The sequence below is a fragment of the Escherichia sp. TC-EC600-tetX4 genome (assembly GCF_019356055.1).
Classification (GTDB): Bacteria; Pseudomonadota; Gammaproteobacteria; order Enterobacterales; family Enterobacteriaceae.
This window is the reverse complement of record NZ_CP079924.1, coordinates 447,230-463,676: the sequence shown is the minus strand read 5'-3', so window position 1 is coordinate 463,676 and position 16,447 is coordinate 447,230. Positions and strand designations below refer to the sequence as shown.

Annotated in this window: 13 protein-coding genes, 3 tRNA genes and 4 rRNA genes; 6 read left to right on the top strand and 14 right to left on the bottom strand. The window is 50.9% G+C overall.

Features of this window, described 5'->3' with window-relative positions:
• Positions 1 to 8 precede the first annotated feature (8 nt).
• Together KXD89_RS02245 and KXD89_RS02240 are read left to right on the top strand one after the other, a co-directional pair.
• Positions 9 to 1,112 carry an amino acid ABC transporter permease gene (locus tag KXD89_RS02245; RefSeq protein WP_001300681.1) on the top strand — a complete coding sequence of 368 codons (1,104 nt, stop codon included), beginning with the start codon at positions 9 to 11 and terminating at the stop codon, positions 1,110 to 1,112.
• Between the two features lie 7 nt (positions 1,113 to 1,119).
• Complete coding sequence (locus KXD89_RS02240) at positions 1,120 to 1,878, top strand: amino acid ABC transporter ATP-binding protein (RefSeq protein WP_000078349.1); 759 nt, start codon at positions 1,120 to 1,122, stop codon at positions 1,876 to 1,878.
• A 230-nt stretch (positions 1,879 to 2,108) separates the two neighbouring features.
• Here the strand turns inward: KXD89_RS02240 and rrf (KXD89_RS02235) are convergent.
• The 7 genes from rrf (KXD89_RS02235) to KXD89_RS02205 form a co-directional block, all read right to left on the bottom strand.
• Positions 2,109 to 2,224, bottom strand: a 5S ribosomal RNA gene (gene rrf / locus KXD89_RS02235).
• Positions 2,225 to 2,263: 39 nt separating this feature from the next.
• Positions 2,264 to 2,339 (bottom strand) — tRNA-Thr (locus tag KXD89_RS02230).
• Between the two features lie 14 nt (positions 2,340 to 2,353).
• A 5S ribosomal RNA gene (gene rrf / locus KXD89_RS02225) occupies positions 2,354 to 2,469 on the bottom strand.
• Positions 2,470 to 2,563: 94 nt separating this feature from the next.
• Positions 2,564 to 5,467 (bottom strand): 23S ribosomal RNA (locus tag KXD89_RS02220).
• Positions 5,468 to 5,641: 174 nt separating this feature from the next.
• Positions 5,642 to 5,717 (bottom strand) — tRNA-Ala (locus KXD89_RS02215).
• A gap of 42 nt (positions 5,718 to 5,759) precedes the next feature.
• A tRNA-Ile gene (locus KXD89_RS02210) sits at positions 5,760 to 5,836 on the bottom strand.
• A 68-nt stretch (positions 5,837 to 5,904) separates the two neighbouring features.
• Positions 5,905 to 7,446 (bottom strand): 16S ribosomal RNA (locus KXD89_RS02205).
• Together the 16S, 23S and 5S rRNA genes with 3 tRNA genes alongside form the textbook arrangement of a ribosomal RNA operon.
• A 473-nt stretch (positions 7,447 to 7,919) precedes the next feature.
• Here KXD89_RS02205 and KXD89_RS02200 point away from each other — a divergent pair.
• Positions 7,920 to 8,474: a gamma carbonic anhydrase family protein gene (locus KXD89_RS02200; RefSeq protein WP_001286216.1), complete on the top strand. Its 555-nt coding sequence runs from the start codon at positions 7,920 to 7,922 to the stop codon at positions 8,472 to 8,474.
• Here the strand turns inward: KXD89_RS02200 and KXD89_RS02195 are convergent.
• From KXD89_RS02195 to dprA, 7 genes are all read right to left on the bottom strand, one after another.
• Complete coding sequence (locus tag KXD89_RS02195; RefSeq protein WP_047281862.1) at positions 8,450 to 8,692, bottom strand: DUF1488 domain-containing protein; 243 nt, start codon at positions 8,690 to 8,692, stop codon at positions 8,450 to 8,452. The two genes, KXD89_RS02200 and KXD89_RS02195, sit on opposite strands and share 25 nt — an antisense overlap.
• A gap of 12 nt (positions 8,693 to 8,704) precedes the next feature.
• Positions 8,705 to 9,867, bottom strand: a protein-coding gene (locus KXD89_RS02190) for an IS3-like element IS3 family transposase (RefSeq protein WP_085947771.1) whose coding sequence is annotated in 2 segments (ribosomal slippage) — positions 8,705 to 9,606 and positions 9,606 to 9,867 — 1,164 coding nt in all. Because the reading frame shifts where the segments join, the coding sequence is not laid out codon by codon here.
• 97 nt (positions 9,868 to 9,964) lie between these two features.
• A complete protein-coding gene (aroE, locus tag KXD89_RS02185) occupies positions 9,965 to 10,783 on the bottom strand; it encodes a shikimate dehydrogenase (protein ID WP_000451243.1) in 819 nt (272 codons plus the stop codon).
• 4 nt (positions 10,784 to 10,787) lie between these two features.
• Positions 10,788 to 11,360 (bottom strand): L-threonylcarbamoyladenylate synthase type 1 TsaC, encoded by a 573-nt coding sequence (gene tsaC / locus KXD89_RS02180; protein ID WP_001301412.1) that lies wholly within the window; start codon positions 11,358 to 11,360, stop codon positions 10,788 to 10,790.
• Between the two features lie 4 nt (positions 11,361 to 11,364).
• Positions 11,365 to 11,907 (bottom strand): type I DNA topoisomerase, encoded by a 543-nt coding sequence (locus KXD89_RS02175; RefSeq protein WP_001129722.1) that lies wholly within the window; start codon positions 11,905 to 11,907, stop codon positions 11,365 to 11,367.
• Positions 11,908 to 11,935: 28 nt separating this feature from the next.
• Positions 11,936 to 12,409, bottom strand: coding sequence for a DUF494 family protein Smg (gene smg, locus KXD89_RS02170; protein ID WP_000460680.1), 474 nt, complete (start codon positions 12,407 to 12,409; stop codon positions 11,936 to 11,938).
• The gene (dprA, locus tag KXD89_RS02165; RefSeq protein WP_000228551.1) at positions 12,381 to 13,505 is read right to left on the bottom strand and encodes a DNA-protecting protein DprA; all 1,125 of its coding nucleotides are present in this window, start codon (positions 13,503 to 13,505) and stop codon (positions 12,381 to 12,383) included. Before dprA ends, smg begins: the two co-directional genes overlap by 29 nt.
• 129 nt (positions 13,506 to 13,634) lie before the next feature.
• On the opposite strand from dprA, the gene def reads away from it, so the two are divergent.
• From def to rsmB, 3 genes are read left to right on the top strand one after another with little or no spacing between them, the layout of a single operon-like run.
• Positions 13,635 to 14,144: a peptide deformylase gene (def, locus tag KXD89_RS02160; protein WP_000114984.1), complete on the top strand. Its 510-nt coding sequence runs from the start codon at positions 13,635 to 13,637 to the stop codon at positions 14,142 to 14,144.
• A gap of 14 nt (positions 14,145 to 14,158) precedes the next feature.
• Positions 14,159 to 15,106 carry a methionyl-tRNA formyltransferase gene (fmt, locus tag KXD89_RS02155; RefSeq protein ID WP_000004473.1) on the top strand — a complete coding sequence of 316 codons (948 nt, stop codon included), beginning with the start codon at positions 14,159 to 14,161 and terminating at the stop codon, positions 15,104 to 15,106.
• Positions 15,107 to 15,151: 45 nt separating this feature from the next.
• The gene (rsmB, locus tag KXD89_RS02150; protein WP_000744778.1) at positions 15,152 to 16,441 is read left to right on the top strand and encodes a 16S rRNA (cytosine(967)-C(5))-methyltransferase RsmB; all 1,290 of its coding nucleotides are present in this window, start codon (positions 15,152 to 15,154) and stop codon (positions 16,439 to 16,441) included.
• Positions 16,442 to 16,447 lie beyond the last annotated feature (6 nt).

Here is a 16,447-nt window from a genome sequence, read left to right as displayed (position 1 = left end):
GAGTCATGATGACAAAAGTATTGCTGTCTCATCCCCCGCGCCCGGCGAGCCATAACTCAAGCCGCGCGATGGTGTGGGTGCGAAAAAATCTGTTCTCCAGCTGGAGCAATAGCCTGCTGACTATTGGCTGCATATGGTTGATGTGGGAACTGATCCCACCGTTGCTGAACTGGGCATTTTTGCAGGCTAACTGGGTTGGCTCAACGCGTGCCGACTGCACAAAAGCCGGTGCCTGTTGGGTCTTCATCCACGAACGATTTGGTCAGTTTATGTATGGGCTTTACCCACACGACCAACGCTGGCGAATTAACCTCGCATTACTGATTGGGCTTGTGTCGATCGCACCAATGTTCTGGAAAATACTCCCGCATCGCGGTCGCTATATTGCGGCCTGGGCGGTGATTTACCCACTGATTGTCTGGTGGCTGATGTATGGCGGTTTTTTTGCTCTTGAGCGGGTTGAAACCCGGCAATGGGGCGGGCTGACGCTAACTTTAATTATTGCATCAGTTGGGATTGCGGGGGCGCTACCGTGGGGGATCTTACTGGCGTTAGGTCGCCGCTCCCATATGCCGATTGTGCGTATCTTATCGGTCATTTTTATCGAATTCTGGCGCGGCGTGCCGCTGATTACCGTTCTGTTTATGTCTTCGGTCATGCTGCCGTTGTTTATGGCAGAAGGCACCAGTATCGACAAATTGATCCGCGCGCTGGTTGGCGTGATCCTGTTTCAGTCAGCATATGTTGCGGAAGTCGTGCGAGGTGGATTACAGGCGCTGCCTAAAGGGCAATATGAAGCGGCAGAGTCGCTGGCGTTGGGTTACTGGAAAACTCAGGGGCTGGTTATTCTGCCACAGGCGTTGAAGCTGGTAATTCCTGGGCTGGTAAATACCATCATCGCACTCTTCAAAGATACCAGCCTGGTGATCATTATCGGGTTGTTCGATCTTTTCAGTAGCGTTCAGCAGGCAACCGTTGATCCCGCCTGGTTGGGTATGTCGACGGAAGGGTATGTTTTCGCCGCGCTGATCTACTGGATCTTCTGTTTCAGCATGTCGCGCTATAGCCAGTATCTGGAAAAACGTTTTAACACCGGGCGTACACCGCATTGAGGACACTATGAGCCAAATTTTACTGCAACCTGCTAACGCGATGATTACGCTGGAAAACGTCAATAAATGGTATGGACAATTCCATGTTTTGAAAAATATAAATTTAACCGTGCAACCGGGAGAACGGATCGTTCTGTGTGGCCCTTCAGGTTCCGGTAAATCGACAACCATTCGTTGTATTAATCATCTGGAAGAACATCAACAGGGACGGATCGTGGTAGATGGCATCGAACTTAATGAAGATATCCGCAATATTGAGCGCGTCAGGCAGGAAGTGGGAATGGTCTTTCAGCATTTCAATCTCTTCCCTCATCTGACCGTTTTACAGAACTGTACCCTGGCACCGATTTGGGTACGCAAGATGCCTAAGAAAGAGGCTGAAGATCTGGCGGTGCATTACCTAGAGCGGGTGAGAATTGCCGAACATGCGCATAAGTTTCCCGGACAGATTTCAGGTGGTCAGCAGCAACGCGTTGCCATTGCGCGTTCGCTGTGTATGAAGCCGAAAATTATGTTGTTTGATGAGCCAACGTCGGCGCTCGATCCTGAGATGGTGAAAGAGGTGCTGGATACGATGATTGGGCTGGCGCAGTCGGGTATGACAATGTTGTGTGTAACACATGAGATGGGGTTTGCACGAACCGTCGCTGACCGGGTAATTTTTATGGATCGTGGGGAAATAGTGGAGCAAGCTGCACCTGATGAATTTTTTGCGCATCCTAAATCAGAGCGTACGAGGGCATTTTTATCGCAGGTAATCCATTAATTGAATGTTAGTTCGAAAAGCAAAAAGGCCATCCTTTCGGATGGCCTTTCGCTTGATTTGATGTCTGGCAGTTTATGGCGGGCGTCCTGCCCGCCACCCTCCGGGCCGTTGCTTCGCAACGTTCAAATCCGCTCCCGGCGGATTTGTCCTACTCGGGAGAGTGTTCACCGACAAACAACAGATAAAACAAAAGGCCCAGTCTTCCGACTGAGCCTTTTGTTTTATTTGATGTCTGGCAGTTCCCTACTCTCGCATGGGGAGACCCCACACTACCATCGGCGCTACGGCGTTTCACTTCTGAGTTCGGCATGGGGTCAGGTGGGACCACCGCGCTACTGCCGCCAGACAAATTCTTTTCTAATCTGCCGAACTTTAACCTAAAAAGTGGTGCTGATACCCAGAGTCGAACTGGGGACCTCACCCTTACCAAGGGTGCGCTCTACCAACTGAGCCATATCAGCACGCTAAATTTGATGCCTGGCAGTTCCCTACTCTCGCATGGGGAGACCCCACACTACCATCGGCGCTACGGCGTTTCACTTCTGAGTTCGGCATGGGGTCAGGTGGGACCACCGCGCTACGGCCGCCAGGCAAATTCTGTTTTATCAGACCGCTTCTGCGTTCTGATTTAATCTGTATCAGGCTGAAAATCTTCTCTCATCCGCCAAAACAGCTTCGGCGTTGTAAGGTTAAGCCTCACGGTTCATTAGTACCGGTTAGCTCAACGCATCGCTGCGCTTACACACCCGGCCTATCAACGTCGTCGTCTTCAACGTTCCTTCAGGACCCTTAAAGGGTCAGGGAGAACTCATCTCGGGGCAAGTTTCGTGCTTAGATGCTTTCAGCACTTATCTCTTCCGCATTTAGCTACCGGGCAGTGCCATTGGCATGACAACCCGAACACCAGTGATGCGTCCACTCCGGTCCTCTCGTACTAGGAGCAGCCCCCCTCAGTTCTCCAGCGCCCACGGCAGATAGGGACCGAACTGTCTCACGACGTTCTAAACCCAGCTCGCGTACCACTTTAAATGGCGAACAGCCATACCCTTGGGACCTACTTCAGCCCCAGGATGTGATGAGCCGACATCGAGGTGCCAAACACCGCCGTCGATATGAACTCTTGGGCGGTATCAGCCTGTTATCCCCGGAGTACCTTTTATCCGTTGAGCGATGGCCCTTCCATTCAGAACCACCGGATCACTATGACCTGCTTTCGCACCTGCTCGCGCCGTCACGCTCGCAGTCAAGCTGGCTTATGCCATTGCACTAACCTCCTGATGTCCGACCAGGATTAGCCAACCTTCGTGCTCCTCCGTTACTCTTTAGGAGGAGACCGCCCCAGTCAAACTACCCACCAGACACTGTCCGCAACCCGGATTACGGGTCAACGTTAGAACATCAAACATTAAAGGGTGGTATTTCAAGGTCGGCTCCATGCAGACTGGCGTCCACACTTCAAAGCCTCCCACCTATCCTACACATCAAGGCTCAATGTTCAGTGTCAAGCTATAGTAAAGGTTCACGGGGTCTTTCCGTCTTGCCGCGGGTACACTGCATCTTCACAGCGAGTTCAATTTCACTGAGTCTCGGGTGGAGACAGCCTGGCCATCATTACGCCATTCGTGCAGGTCGGAACTTACCCGACAAGGAATTTCGCTACCTTAGGACCGTTATAGTTACGGCCGCCGTTTACCGGGGCTTCGATCAAGAGCTTCGCTTGCGCTAACCCCATCAATTAACCTTCCGGCACCGGGCAGGCGTCACACCGTATACGTCCACTTTCGTGTTTGCACAGTGCTGTGTTTTTAATAAACAGTTGCAGCCAGCTGGTATCTTCGACTGATTTCAGCTCCATCCGCGAGGGACCTCACCTACATATCAGCGTGCCTTCTCCCGAAGTTACGGCACCATTTTGCCTAGTTCCTTCACCCGAGTTCTCTCAAGCGCCTTGGTATTCTCTACCTGACCACCTGTGTCGGTTTGGGGTACGATTTGATGTTACCTGATGCTTAGAGGCTTTTCCTGGAAGCAGGGCATTTGTTGCTTCAGCACCGTAGTGCCTCGTCATCACGCCTCAGCCTTGATTTTCCGGATTTGCCTGGAAAACCAGCCTACACGCTTAAACCGGGACAACCGTCGCCCGGCCAACATAGCCTTCTCCGTCCCCCCTTCGCAGTAACACCAAGTACAGGAATATTAACCTGTTTCCCATCGACTACGCCTTTCGGCCTCGCCTTAGGGGTCGACTCACCCTGCCCCGATTAACGTTGGACAGGAACCCTTGGTCTTCCGGCGAGCGGGCTTTTCACCCGCTTTATCGTTACTTATGTCAGCATTCGCACTTCTGATACCTCCAGCATGCCTCACAGCACACCTTCGCAGGCTTACAGAACGCTCCCCTACCCAACAACGCATAAGCGTCGCTGCCGCAGCTTCGGTGCATGGTTTAGCCCCGTTACATCTTCCGCGCAGGCCGACTCGACCAGTGAGCTATTACGCTTTCTTTAAATGATGGCTGCTTCTAAGCCAACATCCTGGCTGTCTGGGCCTTCCCACATCGTTTCCCACTTAACCATGACTTTGGGACCTTAGCTGGCGGTCTGGGTTGTTTCCCTCTTCACGACGGACGTTAGCACCCGCCGTGTGTCTCCCGTGATAACATTCTCCGGTATTCGCAGTTTGCATCGGGTTGGTAAGTCGGGATGACCCCCTTGCCGAAACAGTGCTCTACCCCCGGAGATGAATTCACGAGGCGCTACCTAAATAGCTTTCGGGGAGAACCAGCTATCTCCCGGTTTGATTGGCCTTTCACCCCCAGCCACAAGTCATCCGCTAATTTTTCAACATTAGTCGGTTCGGTCCTCCAGTTAGTGTTACCCAACCTTCAACCTGCCCATGGCTAGATCACCGGGTTTCGGGTCTATACCCTGCAACTTAACGCCCAGTTAAGACTCGGTTTCCCTTCGGCTCCCCTATTCGGTTAACCTTGCTACAGAATATAAGTCGCTGACCCATTATACAAAAGGTACGCAGTCACACGCCTAAGCGTGCTCCCACTGCTTGTACGTACACGGTTTCAGGTTCTTTTTCACTCCCCTCGCCGGGGTTCTTTTCGCCTTTCCCTCACGGTACTGGTTCACTATCGGTCAGTCAGGAGTATTTAGCCTTGGAGGATGGTCCCCCCATATTCAGACAGGATACCACGTGTCCCGCCCTACTCATCGAGCTCACAGCATGTGCATTTTTGTGTACGGGGCTGTCACCCTGTATCGCGCGCCTTTCCAGACGCTTCCACTAACACACACACTGATTCAGGCTCTGGGCTGCTCCCCGTTCGCTCGCCGCTACTGGGGGAATCTCGGTTGATTTCTTTTCCTCGGGGTACTTAGATGTTTCAGTTCCCCCGGTTCGCCTCATTAACCTATGGATTCAGTTAATGATAGTGTGTCGAAACACACTGGGTTTCCCCATTCGGAAATCGCCGGTTATAACGGTTCATATCACCTTACCGACGCTTATCGCAGATTAGCACGTCCTTCATCGCCTCTGACTGCCAGGGCATCCACCGTGTACGCTTAGTCGCTTAACCTCACAACCCGAAGATGTTTCACTTCAGAGTTGCGAAAATTTGAGAGACTCACGAACAACTTTCGTTGTTCAGTGTTTCAATTTTCAGCTTGATCCAGATTTTTAAAGAGCAAAACTTCGCAGTGAACCTTTGCAGGTACACTCTGAAGTATTTTTTATTTAATCACTACAGAGATGGTGGAGCTATGCGGGATCGAACCGCAGACCTCCTGCGTGCAAAGCAGGCGCTCTCCCAGCTGAGCTATAGCCCCATAACATGTAGTTAAAACCTCTTCAAATTTGCCGTGCAAATTTGGTAGGCCTGAGTGGACTTGAACCACCGACCTCACCCTTATCAGGGGTGCGCTCTAACCACCTGAGCTACAAGCCTGTAGAGGTTTTACTGCTCATTTTCATCAGACAATCTGTGTGAGCACTGCAAAGTACGCTTCTTTAAGGTAAGGAGGTGATCCAACCGCAGGTTCCCCTACGGTTACCTTGTTACGACTTCACCCCAGTCATGAATCACAAAGTGGTAAGCGCCCTCCCGAAGGTTAAGCTACCTACTTCTTTTGCAACCCACTCCCATGGTGTGACGGGCGGTGTGTACAAGGCCCGGGAACGTATTCACCGTGGCATTCTGATCCACGATTACTAGCGATTCCGACTTCATGGAGTCGAGTTGCAGACTCCAATCCGGACTACGACGCACTTTATGAGGTCCGCTTGCTCTCGCGAGGTCGCTTCTCTTTGTATGCGCCATTGTAGCACGTGTGTAGCCCTGGTCGTAAGGGCCATGATGACTTGACGTCATCCCCACCTTCCTCCAGTTTATCACTGGCAGTCTCCTTTGAGTTCCCGGCCGGACCGCTGGCAACAAAGGATAAGGGTTGCGCTCGTTGCGGGACTTAACCCAACATTTCACAACACGAGCTGACGACAGCCATGCAGCACCTGTCTCACGGTTCCCGAAGGCACATTCTCATCTCTGAAAACTTCCGTGGATGTCAAGACCAGGTAAGGTTCTTCGCGTTGCATCGAATTAAACCACATGCTCCACCGCTTGTGCGGGCCCCCGTCAATTCATTTGAGTTTTAACCTTGCGGCCGTACTCCCCAGGCGGTCGACTTAACGCGTTAGCTCCGGAAGCCACGCCTCAAGGGCACAACCTCCAAGTCGACATCGTTTACGGCGTGGACTACCAGGGTATCTAATCCTGTTTGCTCCCCACGCTTTCGCACCTGAGCGTCAGTCTTCGTCCAGGGGGCCGCCTTCGCCACCGGTATTCCTCCAGATCTCTACGCATTTCACCGCTACACCTGGAATTCTACCCCCCTCTACGAGACTCAAGCTTGCCAGTATCAGATGCAGTTCCCAGGTTGAGCCCGGGGATTTCACATCTGACTTAACAAACCGCCTGCGTGCGCTTTACGCCCAGTAATTCCGATTAACGCTTGCACCCTCCGTATTACCGCGGCTGCTGGCACGGAGTTAGCCGGTGCTTCTTCTGCGGGTAACGTCAATGAGCAAAGGTATTAACTTTACTCCCTTCCTCCCCGCTGAAAGTACTTTACAACCCGAAGGCCTTCTTCATACACGCGGCATGGCTGCATCAGGCTTGCGCCCATTGTGCAATATTCCCCACTGCTGCCTCCCGTAGAAGTCTGGACCGTGTCTCAGTTCCAGTGTGGCTGGTCATCCTCTCAGACCAGCTAGGGATCGTCGCCTTGGTGAGCCGTTACCCCACCAACAAGCTAATCCCATCTGGGCACATCCGATGGCAAGAGGCCCGAGGGTCCCCCTCTTTGGTCTTGCGACGTTATGCGGTATTAGCTACCGTTTCCAGTAGTTATCCCCCTCCATCAGGCAGTTTCCCAGACATTACTCACCCGTCCGCCACTCGTCAGCGAAACAGCAAGCTGTTTCCTGTTACCGTTCGACTTGCATGTGTTAGGCCTGCCGCCAGCGTTCAATCTGAGCCATGATCAAACTCTTCAATTTAAAAGTTTGATGCTCAAAGAATTAAACTTCGTAATGAATTACGTGTTCACTCTTGAGACTTGGTATTCATTTTTCGTCTTGCGACGTTAAGAATCCGTATCTTCGAGTGCCCACACAGATTGTCTGATAAATTGTTAAAGAGCAGTTGCGACGCGGCTTTCAGCTCACTGTCGCGAGGTGGCGTATATTACGCTTTCCTCTTTCAGAGTCAACCCTGAATTTCAGGATTTTTTTCTCTTCGTTGTTCCGACCATCCTGTGAAGTGTTTCACGTTGTCGTCTCAACGGAGGCGCATTATAGGGATCCCAATTTTTTGCACAAGTATTTTTTTGATCTTTTTTTCTGTTTGTTGTTTTTTCACCCTTTTTGCTGCAATCGCACACAAAACGGTGCTTTTTTGCATACTAAAAGACTTGCACAAGGCCAATAATGCCCCCAAAGTCATTAGTAAATCATTTATTGCTGAGGTAAGTATGTCTGATGTTTTACGCCCATACCGCGATCTTTTTCCACAAATCGGTCAGCGCGTAATGATCGACGATAGCAGTGTCGTGATTGGTGACGTTCGTCTGGCTGATGATGTGGGGATCTGGCCGCTCGTTGTGATTCGTGGAGATGTACATTATGTACAGATCGGAGCACGCACCAATATCCAGGATGGCAGTATGTTGCATGTCACTCATAAATCCTCGTACAACCCAGATGGCAACCCATTAACCATTGGCGAAGATGTCACTGTTGGTCACAAGGTGATGCTCCACGGCTGCACCATTGGCAATCGAGTTTTGGTTGGGATGGGCTCAATTTTACTTGATGGCGCAATAGTAGAAGATGATGTGATGATTGGTGCGGGTAGTCTGGTCCCACAAAATAAACGGCTGGAGAGCGGATATCTGTATCTCGGTAGCCCCGTCAAACAGATCCGCCCGTTAAGTGATGAAGAGAAGGCTGGGTTACGCTATTCCGCGAATAATTACGTGAAATGGAAGGACGAATATCTGGATCAGGGTAACCAGACCCAGCCTTGATCATCTTCACTTTGTTCCTGAATTAAGTTTTCCGCTTCTTCTTCCAGGTCCCAGCGATGCTGACGAAAACTCGCTAACCACTGTTCTGGCGTATCTCCAGTAAAGCGATACGCCAGACTCTCGCCAGAGATCGCGCATGTCAGTTGCATACCATTCACGAGAGCGGGAAAACATACACATTTTTTATTCTCGTCCCACTCTGATCCTACCCACGTAATATGGACACAGGCCTAAGCGAGGTTCTTGTTTTCAAATTGTTCCGGACTGAGGCCGCCACACCAACTGTGCCGCCGCCACCGATTGTAATCACATTCGATATAATTAAACACCGTTGCCCGCATTATTTCCCGGCTGATAAAGTGTTCTCCATGGATACATTCCACTTTCAGCGAATGAAAGAAGCTTTCCACGCAGGCATTATCGTAGCAGCAACCTTTTGCGCTCATACTTCCACGCAGATTATGCCGCTTCAGTTGCGCCTGATAATCTGCTGAACAGTACTGGCCTCCACGGTCCGTGTGAACGATAACGTTCCGGGGCCTCTTACGCCGCCACAGCGCCATCTGCAGGGCATCGCAGGCCAGTTGCGCCGTCATGCGTGGCGACATTGACCAGCCAATAACGGCACGTGACCACAGGTCAATGACCACTGCCAGATACAGCCAGCCTTCATCTGTACGTAAGTACGTGATGTCTCCTGCCCACTTCTGGTTCGGGCCACTGGCGTAAAAATCCTGCTCCAACAGATTTTCTGACACAGGCAGGCCGTGTGCGCGGTAGCTGACCGGGCTGAACTTCCGGGAGGCCTTTGCCCTCAGTCCCTGACGGCGCAGGCTTGCCGCCACGGTTTTTACGTTAAAGGGGTAACCCTGAGCACGCAGTTCATCCGTCAGGCGTGGGGCACCGTAACGCTGTTTTGACCGGGTAAAAGCCGCGAGGACAACGCTGTCGCAGTGTTGGCGGAACTGCTGACGCGTGCTTATCCTTGTCCGCCGCTGACACCACGTATACCAGCCGCTGCGGGCCACCCGGAGCACGCGGCACATTGCTTTGATGCTGAACTCAGCCTGATGTTTTTCAATAAAGACATACTTCATTTCAGGCGCTTCGCGAAGTATGTCGCGGCCTTTTGGAGGATAGCCAGCTCTTCATCCCGTTCTGCCAGCTGGCGTTTGAGACGTGCAATCTCGGTAGACATCTCCAGTTCACGTTCAGAAGACGTCTGCTGATTTTGCTGTTTACTGCGCCAGTTGTAGAGTTGTGATTCATACAGGCTGAGTTCACGGGCTGCGGCAGTAACACCGATGCGTTCAGCAAGCTTCAGGGCTTCACTGCGAAATTCAGGCGAATGCTGTTTACGGGGTTTTTTACTGGTTGATACTGTTTTTGTCATGTGAGTCACCTCTGACTGAGAGTTTACTCACTTAGCCGCGTGTCCACTATTGCTGGGTAAGATCACTCTTCCCTGTCCGGAAACTGGATGGCCTGATTCACGCGGACAATTCCTCCTGCAATTGCTTTATAACTGGTTCTACGTCAGGCAGAACACCGTGCCAGAGAAGAAAGGCATGAGCCGCCTGTGCCACCAGCATTCCTAAACCATCAGCATTACGCTTTGAGCCTCGCTGCTCACACCATGCCAGAAAAGGAGTTTTTCCTTTCTGATAGAACATGTCATAGCAATAAATGCCTGGATGAATGAGCGATGACGGGATCGCCGGAATATCACCACTGATGCCACTGGATGTTGCATTAATAATGAGATCAAACTCATGACCTTCCAGTTCGTCCATACTCAACGCCTGAATACTGCCAGTGTGCGCAAACAATTTAGCCAACTCTTCCGCGCGGGATACCGTCCGATTAGTTATTGTCACCGCACAGTCCAGGGAAAGGAGTGGCAGTAGTACGCCGCGAGATGCTCCACCAGCGCCGATAAGCAGAATACGTAAACCAGGGCGGATAAAAGACAGACGTTCCAGATCGCTTAACAAGCCTACACCATCGGTATTGTCACCCAGCAGGCGTCCATCTTCTAACCGCATGAGGGTATTAACAGCACCAGCCAACGCTGCCCGTTCAGTAAGCTCATCCGCTCTGGCAAAAGCCTCTTCTTTAAAAGGCACCGTCACATTCGCACCTTTACCACCAGCACTAAAGAAAGCGTTCAGTGTGTTGATGAAATCATTGATGGGTGCCAACACGCGCCCATAGGGATGTTCAATATTCAGTTGCTGAGCAAATTGCTGATGAATGAATGGCGATTTGCTGTGGGCTATCGGATTACCAAAAACAGCATAGGTTTCCATTATGTTACCCCTGTCGAAACAGTTCACCCGTCAGGGCATCGCGGATTTCTGAAGGATTTAAACGCCCCCCCGTTTCACCAGGCACAACCGGGAACGCCGCGCCAAATTGTGCGCGAACTTCGTCTACTGTTCGACAAGGTGGCAATCCACTCAAGTTGGCACTGGTAGAAACCAGCGGTTTACCATAAGCCTGGCACAAAGCAACCACCAACGGATGGTCGGTGACTCGTACAGCAAGCGAATCAAAGCGGCCCGTCAACCAGCGCGGTGTTGTCGCAGGCGCGGGAAAGACAAAGGTGACAGGACCTGGCCAGCGGGAAAAAATGGTTTCACGCTGCACGTCAGTCAACATGGTGTCATCAATATAGGGTTTAAGCTGCTCGTAATTTGCTGCGATTAAAATCAGCCCCTTATCAACCGGACGCTGTTTTAACTCCAACAGTCGCATCACTGCTGTTTCGCTATCAGGATCGCACCCAACACCGAAAACGGCTTCCGTTGGATAGGCGATGACACGTTCTTCATTGAGAACATCTATCGCAGCTGCGATAGCGTCTCTTTGCAGGTTATTATTCACGTTATTATTCCGCCGAAACCGGCTTTCCACATTGTTTACTGGCACAAAAGTGTTTTACACCCTGCGCGGTTTTCTTTTCGATGAGTAGCGGATAATGACACTCAGGGCATTCTCCAGCTATGGGTTTGAAGTTAATGGCAAATTGACACTCCGGGTAGCGATCACAAGAGTGAAATGTTTTGCCATAACGGGAGCGGCGCTGGACCAGATGGCCCGTCCGACATTGGGGGCATGTAATTGCTGTTTCGTCCGGTTTATCGATAAGTTCGGTATGTTCGCATTCAGGGTAGTTAATGCAACCAATAAACATACCAAAGCGTCCCTGGCGTAATACCAGATTTGCGCCACATGCAGGGCAAACCTGCCCCTCCAGAACTTTGACGATATGTCCATCCGCTGAAGATTTCAGAGGACGGACGTAGTCACACGCCGGATACTGTGAGCATCCAAGAAACGGACCGTGTTTCCCGGATCGAATAACCAGTTCAGCCCCGCACTTTGGGCAGGACTCATTATTACGCACCGTGAACAGTGCTGATTTCGCCATAACAACTTATGCTGAATTAAAGAAATGATTAATGCAGCATACCTTCATTCACTTCAAAGAGTAATTCTTCCATTTGCTGGTACGCATTTTCGCAGCCCGGAATATTGAACAACACCATCAGGATCACCCATTTCAGATCATCCAGTTCGAACTCTGCGTTATCCAGCGCGAGCACTCGCTCTATCACCATTTCACGAGTTTCAAGGTTGAGCACCTGAATCTGCTCAAGGAAAAGCAGAAACCCACGGCAGCTGGCATCCAGTCGTTCACACTCTTCCGGTGTATAAATACGCATGGAGAGAGGATCCGAGGCCAGTTGCATCGGTTCTGCCAACCCTTCCTGATAATCAGCAAGTTTTTCCAGCCATAGCAGGGCATTGTAGATATCTTCTCGCTCAAAACCTGCGTCGGTAAGATCCTGTTCAAGTTTGTCTTGATCCACACGCAACTCAGCTTCTGTGTGAATATAGGTTTCAAACAAATACATTAGTACGTCGAACATGGCATGCCCTCCTCAATCGGACATAGCCGCCGGGTACAGCTGCGATCCATCCTGCTAACTCCAGTTCGAGTAGTTGAGTAACTACCTCTGGCACAGGTTGGCCGGCACGTTCAGCGACGACGTCAACAGGTGTTACCTCATCTCCTACGTTAGCCAGGAGCTCAGGAAATGGCAATGCCACGTCTTGCTGATCTGGTGAATAAAATGAATTTTCAGGGGCGTCTGGCAACCAGTGCAATCCAAATTGCAAGTTTTCCAGAATTTCTTCCGGTTCCGTCACAAGAATCGCACCTTGTTTTATTAACCAGTGAGGCCCTTCGCTTCCCGGATTCCCTATTGGACCTGGCAAGGCAAAAACTTCTCGCCCCTGCTCAAGCGCACAACGTGCTGTCACCAGCGAACCACTACGCAAAGCCGCTTCCACCACCAGTACACCTTTACTTAGACCACTGATAATGCGATTTCTTCGTGGGAAATTGTAAGCAAGGGGTGGAACATCGAGGGGAAATTCCGAGACGAGAGCGCCCCCCTGTTCAAGCAGACTGGCAGCCAGTCGGGCATGACGGCGGGGATGAATGGTATTAAGTCCATTCCCCAATACAGCAATGCTGACGCCATTTACCTGTAAGGCTGCTTTATGCGCTACACCATCGATTCCACGCGCCAGTCCACTCGTAATTGTCACTCCACGCGTCGCCAGAGTTTCGCAAAATAATCGTCCCCATCGCTCGCCATACCATGAATGCGCCCGACTCCCCACTACGGCAAGCTGAAATGAATGCAGCGCGTGCAGTTCTCCTTCAACAAACAGTGCGCCGGGGTAATCTGTCGTCGCCAGAAGTTGAGGAGGATAAAATTCGCTGTCCGCAGGAATTAAATGATGGTTGGGTTGCTCCAACCAACAAAGTGAGCTTTCGATACTCTTTCGTGGAAATGAAAGAAAGCGTTGTGCCTGCCGCAATGTAAGCCCTGTTTGCTGCAATACAACCGCATCAATATGCGACTGTTTTGCCACCCAGTGAGCGATACGGACCATATCATCGCCGTACAAGCTGCTGATACTCATTAAACGCAGCCAAATTTCTGTATCGACCATCCTTATCTCCCTGCCATAAGCAGCCTTAGCAATCTTTGCGATTGGTCAGTGATGCTGTCAATCAGAGGGGGATTTGTCTAGAATAGAAGAAATAATCTTTCTAACTCCTGAACACATCTCTGGAGATTTATGTCAGTTTTGCAAGTGTTACATATTCCGGACGAGCGGCTTCGCAAAGTTGCTAAACCGGTAGAAGAAGTGAATGCAGAAATTCAGCGTATCGTCGATGATATGTTCGAGACGATGTACGCAGAAGAAGGTATTGGCCTGGCGGCAACCCAGGTTGATATCCATCAACGTATCATTGTTATTGATGTTTCGGAAAACCGTGACGAACGGCTAGTGTTAATCAATCCAGAGCTTTTAGAAAAAAGCGGCGAAACAGGCATTGAAGAAGGTTGCCTGTCGATCCCTGAACAACGTGCTTTAGTGCCGCGCGCAGAGAAAGTTAAAATTCGCGCCCTTGACCGCGACGGTAAACCATTTGAACTGGAAGCAGACGGTCTGTTAGCCATCTGTATTCAGCATGAGATGGATCACCTGGTCGGCAAACTGTTTATGGATTATCTGTCACCGCTGAAACAACAACGTATTCGTCAGAAAGTTGAAAAACTGGATCGTCTGAAAGCCCGGGCTTAAGGATAAGAACTAACGTGTCAGAATCACTACGTATTATTTTTGCGGGTACACCTGACTTTGCAGCGCGTCATCTCGACGCGCTGTTGTCTTCTGGTCATAACGTCGTTGGCGTGTTCACCCAGCCAGACCGACCGGCAGGACGCGGTAAAAAACTGATGCCCAGCCCGGTTAAAGTTCTGGCTGAGGAAAAAGGTCTGCCCGTTTTTCAACCTGTTTCCCTGCGTCCACAAGAAAACCAGCAACTGGTCGCCGAACTGCAGGCTGATGTTATGGTCGTCGTCGCCTATGGTTTAATTCTGCCGAAAGCAGTGCTGGAGATGCCGCGTCTTGGCTGTATCAACGTTCATGGTTCACTGCTGCCACGCTGGCGCGGTGCTGCACCAATCCAACGCTCACTATGGGCGGGTGATGCAGAAACTGGTGTGACCATTATGCAAATGGATGTCGGTTTAGACACCGGTGATATGCTCTATAAGCTCTCCTGCCCGATTACTGCAGAAGATACCAGTGGTACGCTGTACGACAAGCTGGCAGAGCTTGGCCCACAAGGGCTTATCACCACGTTGAAACAACTGGCAGACGGCACGGCGAAACCAGAAGTTCAGGACGAAACTCTTGTCACTTACGCCGAGAAGTTGAGTAAAGAAGAAGCGCGTATTGACTGGTCACTTTCGGCAGCACAGCTTGAACGCTGCATTCGCGCTTTCAATCCATGGCCAATGAGCTGGCTGGAAATTGAAGGACAGCCGGTTAAAGTCTGGAAAGCATCGGTCATTGATACGGCAACCAACGCTGCACCAGGAACGATCCTTGAAGCCAACAAACAAGGCATTCAGGTTGCGACTGGTGATGGCATCCTGAACCTGCTCTCGTTACAACCTGCGGGTAAGAAAGCGATGAGCGCGCAAGACCTCCTGAACTCTCGTCGGGAATGGTTTGTTCCGGGCAACCGTCTGGTCTGATAGTCCACTCTTCTAAGCCCGGTCTTGCCGGGCGTTTTTATACTTATGAAAAAACAACGTAATTTACGTAGCATGGCGGCCCAGGCCGTTGAACAAGTCGTCGAGCAAGGGCAATCATTAAGCAACATTCTGCCACCGCTCCAGCAAAAAGTTTCCGATAAAGACAAAGCACTTCTTCAAGAGTTGTGCTTTGGCGTACTGCGTACGCTTTCGCAGTTAGACTGGCTGATTAATAAGTTAATGGCCCGTCCGATGACCGGCAAACAGCGGACCGTGCATTACCTGATTATGGTTGGTTTGTATCAACTGCTTTATACCCGCATTCCACCTCATGCTGCGCTGGCTGAAACGGTTGAAGGCGCTATCGCAATTAAGCGTCCGCAACTTAAAGGGTTGATAAACGGTGTATTACGCCAGTTCCAGCGTCAGCAAGAAGAGTTATTAGCCGAGTTTAATGCCAGTGATGCACGTTATCTGCATCCTTCCTGGTTGCTGAAGCGTCTGCAAAAAGCGTATCCAGAGCAGTGGCAATCCATCGTCGAAGCCAATAACCAGCGTCCGCCAATGTGGCTGCGTATTAATCGTACGCATCATTCCCGCGACAGCTGGCTTGCATTGCTGGATGAAGCAGGAATGAAAGGTTTCCCGCATGCGGATTACCCTGATGCTGTACGTCTGGAAACACCTGCACCTGTTCATGCGCTACCTGGTTTTGAAGACGGATGGGTTACCGTTCAGGATGCATCAGCACAAGGTTGCATGACCTGGCTTGCGCCACAAAACGGTGAACACATTTTGGATCTTTGTGCCGCCCCCGGCGGTAAAACAACGCATATCCTTGAGGTGGCACCAGAAGCGCAGGTTGTTGCGGTTGATATCGACGAACAGCGCCTCTCTCGGGTTTACGACAATTTAAAACGCCTTGGTATGAAGGCGACCGTGAAACAAGGTGATGGCCGTTACCCTTCTCAATGGTGTGGCGAGCAACAGTTTGATCGCATTTTATTAGATGCGCCTTGTTCAGCAACCGGTGTGATTCGTCGCCATCCAGATATTAAATGGTTACGTCGCGATCGCGATATCCCGGAACTCGCGCAATTGCAGTCTGAAATTCTCGACGCCATTTGGCCGCATTTAAAAACCGGTGGAACTCTGGTCTATGCCACCTGTTCGGTGTTACCGGAAGAGAATAGCCTGCAGATTAAAGCCTTTTTGCAACGTACCGCTGATGCCGAACTTTGCGAAACAGGAACACCAGAGCAACCGGGTAAACAAAATCTACCTGGTGCCGAAGAGGGCGACGGCTTCTTTTACGCTAAGCTAATCAAAAAGTGATGAGAT